The organism is Pseudomonas sp. ENNP23, assembly GCF_001728945.1.
In the GTDB taxonomy this organism is placed as follows: domain Bacteria; phylum Pseudomonadota; class Gammaproteobacteria; order Pseudomonadales; family Pseudomonadaceae; genus Metapseudomonas; species Metapseudomonas otitidis.
In genome coordinates, this window is record NZ_LYSP01000034.1 from 67,983 (window position 1) to 74,158 (window position 6,176).

A 6,176-nucleotide genomic window follows, 5' to 3' on the forward strand; every position below is an offset into this window, starting at 1 on the left:
CGAGGTACGTGGTGAGGGTTATGGCGCCGTGCTATACAGCCCGGCAGGACTCCCGAGGGTGAACGATCATGGCCAGGCAAAACGGCAGCAGGACCGTCCCGGCAGCGCCTGCCGGCAGGCACGGGCACAGCCGCTTCGTCTGGCGGGCCCTGTTGCCCCGTGCCCTGGGGCTGCCGGTCGGCGCCTTGTGCATGGCCCTGCCGCTGTGGGAGTTACACCGACCGGCGTGGGTGTGGGGGCTGCTGGTGCTGTTCTCCTTCGTCTGGCCCTGGGCGGCCCTGGTGTTGAGCCGGAGTTATCAGGACCCGGTGCGCAACGAGCGCCGGCACATCCTGTTCGACTCCTTCGCCGGCACCTTCTGGATCGCCACCGCCGGCTTCAGCCCGCTTGCCACCTGCGTGGCCTTCGCCATGTTGCAGGCGAACAACGTCGCGGCCGGCGGCATCCGCTTCGTGGCCCAGGGGTTGCTGGCCCAACTGGCGGGTGTGGCAGCGGGCGTCCTGGTGTTCGGCTTCACCTTTCACAGCCCCATCACCCTGCAGCACCTGCTGCTGTGCCTGCCGATGCTGCTGCTGCAGCCCCTGGTGATCGGCGCCACCCTCTATGACCTGGCCCAGAGCGTGGCGCGCAGCCGCAAGGCGCTGCGCACCCTGAGCCAGACCGACAGCCTCACCGGCCTCTACAACCGCCGCCATTGGACCGAGCAGGCCCAGCAGGAATTCCTCCGCTGCCAACGGGGTGGCCAGCCCGCCTGCCTGGCGCTGGTGGATCTGGATCACTTCAAGGCCGTCAACGACACCCGTGGCCACCTGGCCGGCGACGAACTGCTGGAGCGCCTTGGGCGCGACCTGCGTGAGACCCTGCGGGACACCGACCTGTGCGGGCGCTATGGCGGCGACGAATTCTGTGTGCTGCTGCCGATGACCCAGGAGGAGGGCGCCCGGGTGCTGCTGGAGCGCCTGCGCGAGAAGATCGCCCGCGAAGAAGGCGATGTGGGGCTGAGCGTCGGCCTGGCCGTCTTCGACGGGCGCATGGCCTCGGTGGAGGACTGGATCTGCGCAGCGGACCAGGCCCTCTACCTGGCCAAGTCCCAGGGGCGCAACCGGGTGGTGGTGCTGGAGCGCACCGGGTGACGCCAGAACGGCGCCGGGGGTTCAACTCCGACGCCGCAGCGGGTAAGGTGCGCGGCTGACCAGTCGGCATATGGAGCGCCACGATGAGCCTTCACGGTACCTACGATCCGCAGAACATCTTTGCCCAGATCATCCGGGGCGATGCCCCGTGCTACAGGCTCTACGAGGACGACGACGTGCTCGCCTTCCTCGACCTGTTCCCGCAGTCCTACGGCCATGCCCTGGTGATCCCCAAGCGTTCGGCGGCGCGCAACCTGCTGGACGTGGACCCGGAGGCGCTGGCGAAGGTCATGGCGGTGGTGCAGCGCCTGTCCCGCGTCATCACCGAGGAGCTGAAGCCGGCTGGTGTCCAGGTGGCCCAGTTCAACGGCGCCCCGGCCGGGCAGACCGTGTTTCACCTGCACTTCCACATCATTCCCCGTTACGAGGGTGAAGGCCTCGGCGTCCACGCCAGCCAGAAGGCCGACCCCGCTGAGCTGGAAGCCCTCCAGGCGCGCATCAGCCGCCACCTGTAAGGCCTGTTGCCCTCGCGCTGCGAGGGCAGTTGAGCTGCCTAGATCAAGGCACTTAGGTACACCAGTGCATAAACGCCGAGCATGAACACCACGCCGACACCCACCGCTTGCCAGTTGGACAGGAAGGCTCCGTTTTCCTCGACATGCTGGTTGATGTCGTCCTCCAGCAAGGCGCTGGCGAACATGAGCATCGTTACGACCTGAACGACGGTGAACGGCAGCGCCGGAACGCTTTCCGGCAGGAGCCAGATCAGTCCGCAAATGAGTAGCAGTTGGACGATCGAGCCTGTCCATACCAACGCCCCTTTGTTGGCCTTGCCTCGTAGTTGGAGGTTGTGCATCACGATCCAGGCTCCGGCCAGTGGTGTACCGAAAAGGGTGGCCCAGCCGACAGCGCTGATCCGGTATAGCGGGTTGGCCGTTTCGTGGGCGATCTCCCCTGCTTGGAGTTCCGCTTCTGGAGATTGGTAGGGGTTATCGTTTTTTACTTCCATGTCGAAAGTTCCTGTTCGGCTTGTGTTGACGCAGTCGCGTGAATGCGCGCTGCTCCTCGTCTGCGTGCCCGCTTCTCGACTCGACGCAGGCAGCAGTGGGCAGGGAGTGTGCCTGCCAGTCGGATCGGTTGCATGTGAGCGCTTGTTTATGAATTGATTGGTTTTTTCTGATTGTGGCGAGGCTACCGAAATGCCCGGTGGTCTGCCGTGGCGTTCCGGCAGGCGCCAGAAAGGCCCGTGCTGTGGCAAACTTCGCCGCCAGCGAGCGCCTTGCCCCGTTATCCTGAGCGGGCTGTGCCCGGTCCGGGGCACGGATGACTTGCCAACCCGTTCCACCCACCATCCCGCTGCCCGGAGATGGCCCAATTCAAGACGCCGGGCGCGCCCTGTCGGCCGGCGAACCAACTGCCCAACCGGCTGTGTCCGTCACAGCCCCGCAACGAGAGGATCGACCGTGCACAACGTCGTGATCAGTGGCACCGGCCTTTACACCCCGTCCAACAGCATCTCCAACGAAGAACTCGTGGCCTCCTTCAACGCCTACGTGCAGGCCTTCAACGCCGAGAACGCCGCTGCCATCGAGCGTGGCGAGGTGGAAGCCCTGGCCGAATCCAGCGTGGCGTTCATCGAGAAGGCCTCGGGCATCAAGAGCCGCTTCGTGGTGGACAAGGCCGGCATCCTCGATCCGCAGCGCATGGTGCCGCGCATCCCCGAGCGCTCCAATGACGAGTGGGGCATCCTCTGCGAGATGGCCGTGGGCGCTGCCCGCGAGGCCCTGGAGCGTGCCGGCCGTACCGCTGCCGACATCGACGGCGTGATCGTCGCCTGCTCCAACCTGCAGCGCGCCTACCCGGCAGTGGCCATCGAGGTCCAGGCCGCCCTGGGCATCCAGGGTTACGGCTATGACATGAACGTCGCCTGTTCCTCCGCCACTTTCGGCATCCAGGCGGCCGTGACCGCGATCCAGACCGGCCAGGCCCGCGCCATCCTCATGGTCAACCCGGAAATCTGCACCGGGCACCTGAACTTCCGTGACCGCGACAGCCACTTCATCTTCGGTGACGCTGCCACCGCGGTGATCCTGGAGCGTGCCGACAAGGCCACCTCCAAGCACCAGTTCGAAGTCGTCAGCACCAAGCTGCTGACCCAGTTCTCCAACAACATCCGCAACAACTTCGGCTTCCTCAACCGCGCGGCGGAAGAGGGCATCGGCGCCCGCGACAAGCTGTTCGTGCAGGAAGGCCGCAAGGTGTTCAAGGACGTCTGCCCGATGGTGGCCGAGCTGATTGCCGCGCACCTGCAGGAGAACGACATCGACGTGGCCCGGGTGAAGCGCTTCTGGCTGCATCAGGCCAACCTGAACATGAACCTGCTGATCGCCCGCAAGCTGCTGGGCCGTGATGCCGAGCCCCAGGAAGCGCCGGTGATCCTCGACACCTACGCCAACACCAGCTCCGCCGGTTCGGTCATCGCCTTCCACAAGCACCAGGACGACCTGCCCAGCGGCAGCCTCGGCGTGCTCAGCTCCTTCGGTGCCGGTTACTCCATCGGCAGCGTGATTCTGCGCAAGCGCTGATGCCCCTCCCTGCGGACGCCGAGCTGCTCCCCCGCCTGCGTGCGGGGGAGCCTTCGGCGTTCCGTCAGCTCATCGCCGCCCACCAGAGCGCGATGCGCGCGGTGGCCTACGCCATCGCCGGCCCCCGCCATGTCGAAGAAGTGGTCCAGGATGCCTGGTTGGCCGCCGTGCGTGCGCTCGACGGTTTCGAGGGCCGCTCCAGCCTCAAGACCTGGCTGCTCACCATCGCCGCCAACACCGCCCGCACCCGCGCCAGCCAGGCCCGGCGGGAAGTGCTGCTGGACGACCTGCCGGCCCCCCACGGCAGCCTCGATGACGCCCGCTTCACCGCCGACGGCCATTGGCTGCGCCCGACCAGTGCCTGGCATGAGGATTCGCCGGAAGCCCTGCTGCAGGCCGACGAGCTGCGCCAGTGCCTGGAGAAGACCCTGCTGAGCCTGTCCGACCTGCAGCGCAGCGTGCTGTTGCTGCACGAGCGCGAAGGGCTGGCACCGGAGGCCATCTGTAATCTTCTGGAGGTTTCACTCTCCAATATGCGGGTGCTGTTGCATCGCGCTCGCCTGAAGGTCTTCGCCACCCTGGAGCACTACGAGGAAACGGGCCAATGCTGAACTGCCGAACGCTGGTGGCCTGCTCCAGCGACTACCTCGATGGTCGACTCGGGTTGCTGGCGCGCCTCGACGCACGCCGCCACCTGTTGTTCTGCGCCGATTGCCGGCGTTTCATCCGCCAACTGGCACTGACCCGTGATGTGGTAAGGCATTGGCCGGATGCCTCACCGGGTGAAATAGACGCCTTGGCCCAGCGCCTGGCTGACGAGCGTCGTCCCCGGAGCTGACGCACCTTCGCCATCGTTCCGTCATGTTTCCCGCATGAACCTTTTGCGGGCGCCTTTCCTGGTAGCCGTGTAACCCGCATGGTGACTGGCGTTGAGTCATATTTCCCATCGGACTTAAAAAGTTCCGGTGTCATAAAACATTTATCTAAAAGCAACTGAGCTGAAATAACCCCCCGCCAACATTCCCCACCAGCACGAACGAGCCCTTGGGCTCGGGTGTTTTTCCAGCACTAAGACCAATTAGGGGAATCTTCGATGATCCGTAAGCACCTCGCCGGTATTGCCGCCAGCGCCCTCGCCCTGGCCATTTCCGCCCAGGCCTTCGCAGGTACCGTGACCACCGACGGCACCGACATCGTTATCAAGACCAAGGGCGGCCTGGAAGTCGGCACCACCGACAAGGCGTTCAGCTTCAAGATCGGTGGTCGCCTGCAGGCTGACTACAGCAGCTTCGACGGCATCTACACCAAGAACGGTGACACCGCTGACGCGGCCTACTTCCGTCGCGCCCTCCTGGAGATCGGCGGTGTGGCTTACACCGACTGGGCCTACCAGATCAACTACGACTTCTCCCACAACGCCGGCAGCTCCGACGATGGCTACTTCGACGAAGCTTCCATCGCCTACACCGGTTTCAAACCGGTGGTGATCAAGCTCGGTCGTTTCGACCCCGAGTTCGGCCTGGAAAAAGCCACCAGCTCCAAGTGGGTGACCGCTCAGGAGCGTAACGCCTTCTACGACATCATCGATTGGGCCAACGGCCACCAGAACGGCATGGGCGCTCAGGTGTCGACCACCATCAGCAACTATGCCTACCTGTCCGGCGGTGTGTTCTCCAAGGACAGCAACGACACCGACGGCAAGGCCAACAAGCAGGTCAACCTGCGCGGCGTCTTCGCCCCGATGGCTGAAGCCGGCAACGTCCTGCACTTTGGTGCGAACTTCGCCCGCCGCGACGTCTCCGACTCCACCGTCGACTCCCGTTTCCGCAGCCGCCTGGGCATGCGTGGCGTGGAAACCCTGGGTGGCAACGATGCCGGCACCAATGGCAACCGCGTGGTCTTCGGTGGCGCCAACTCCCGTCCTGCCGGCTCTTACGACGACGACACCGCCTGGGGCCTGGAAGCGGCCTGGGCCACCGGCCCGTTCTCCCTGCAGGGTGAATACATGAAGCGCAAGATGAAGGCCGACTCCGCGTCCTTCCAGGACATCGAGGCCAATGGCTTCTACGTCCAGGCGGCCTACACACTGACCGGTGAAGCGCGCGACTACAAACTCGGCAAGTTCGACAAGATCAAGCCGAGCAACAAGCAGATCGGTGCCTGGGAACTGTTCTACCGCTACGACAGCGTCAGCGTGGACGACAACAACGTGACCACTGCTACCGCCACTCGCGAAGTCGGTGACGCCAAGGCCAAGGTGCACAACCTGGGCGTGAACTGGTACGCCAACGAAGCCGTGAAGATCAGCGGTACCTATGTCCGTGCTGCTACCGACAAGATCACCAACAGCGTGGGCGACGACGACGGCGACGGCTTCGTCATCCGCGCGCAGTACGTGTTCTAAGCAACTCCGTTCATCCGCTCCTTCTTGGGCCCCGCTTCGGCGGGGCTTTTTTAT

General features: G+C 64.7%; 7 protein-coding genes. 6 read left to right on the forward strand and 1 reads right to left on the reverse strand.

The features are described 5' to 3' along the window. Positions 1-68 precede the first annotated feature (68 nt). Together A9G05_RS18870 and A9G05_RS18875 are read left to right on the forward strand one after the other, a co-directional pair. Entirely contained in the window at positions 69-1,133 is a 1,065-nt protein-coding gene (locus A9G05_RS18870; RefSeq protein ID WP_083272612.1) for a sensor domain-containing diguanylate cyclase, read from the forward strand. A gap of 83 nt (positions 1,134-1,216) precedes the next feature. Then, entirely contained in the window at positions 1,217-1,648 is a 432-nt protein-coding gene (locus tag A9G05_RS18875) for an HIT family protein (RefSeq protein ID WP_069562428.1), read from the forward strand. A 38-nt stretch (positions 1,649-1,686) separates the two neighbouring features. Here the strand turns inward: A9G05_RS18875 and A9G05_RS18880 are convergent, their stop codons facing one another. Next, a complete protein-coding gene (locus A9G05_RS18880; protein WP_069562429.1) occupies positions 1,687-2,142 on the reverse strand; it encodes a hypothetical protein in 456 nt (151 codons plus the stop codon). 454 nt (positions 2,143-2,596) lie between these two features. Between A9G05_RS18880 and A9G05_RS18885 the strand changes: the two genes are divergently transcribed. The 4 genes from A9G05_RS18885 (at position 2,597) to A9G05_RS18900 (ending at position 6,122) form a co-directional block, all read left to right on the forward strand. Next, on the forward strand, positions 2,597-3,718 hold the full coding sequence (locus A9G05_RS18885; RefSeq protein WP_069562430.1) for a beta-ketoacyl-ACP synthase III: 1,122 nt from the start codon (positions 2,597-2,599) through the stop codon (positions 3,716-3,718). Further along, a complete protein-coding gene (locus tag A9G05_RS18890) occupies positions 3,718-4,329 on the forward strand; it encodes an RNA polymerase sigma factor (RefSeq protein ID WP_069562431.1) in 612 nt (203 codons plus the stop codon). Before A9G05_RS18885 ends, A9G05_RS18890 begins: the two co-directional genes overlap by 1 nt. Continuing rightward, on the forward strand, positions 4,323-4,556 hold the full coding sequence (locus A9G05_RS18895) for an anti-sigma factor (RefSeq protein ID WP_069562432.1): 234 nt from the start codon (positions 4,323-4,325) through the stop codon (positions 4,554-4,556). The genes A9G05_RS18890 and A9G05_RS18895 overlap by 7 nt, the downstream gene beginning before the upstream one ends. A gap of 255 nt (positions 4,557-4,811) precedes the next feature. Continuing rightward, positions 4,812-6,122: an OprO/OprP family phosphate-selective porin gene (locus tag A9G05_RS18900; protein ID WP_069562433.1), complete on the forward strand. Its 1,311-nt coding sequence runs from the start codon at positions 4,812-4,814 to the stop codon at positions 6,120-6,122. The last annotated feature ends 54 nt before the right edge of the window (positions 6,123-6,176 follow it).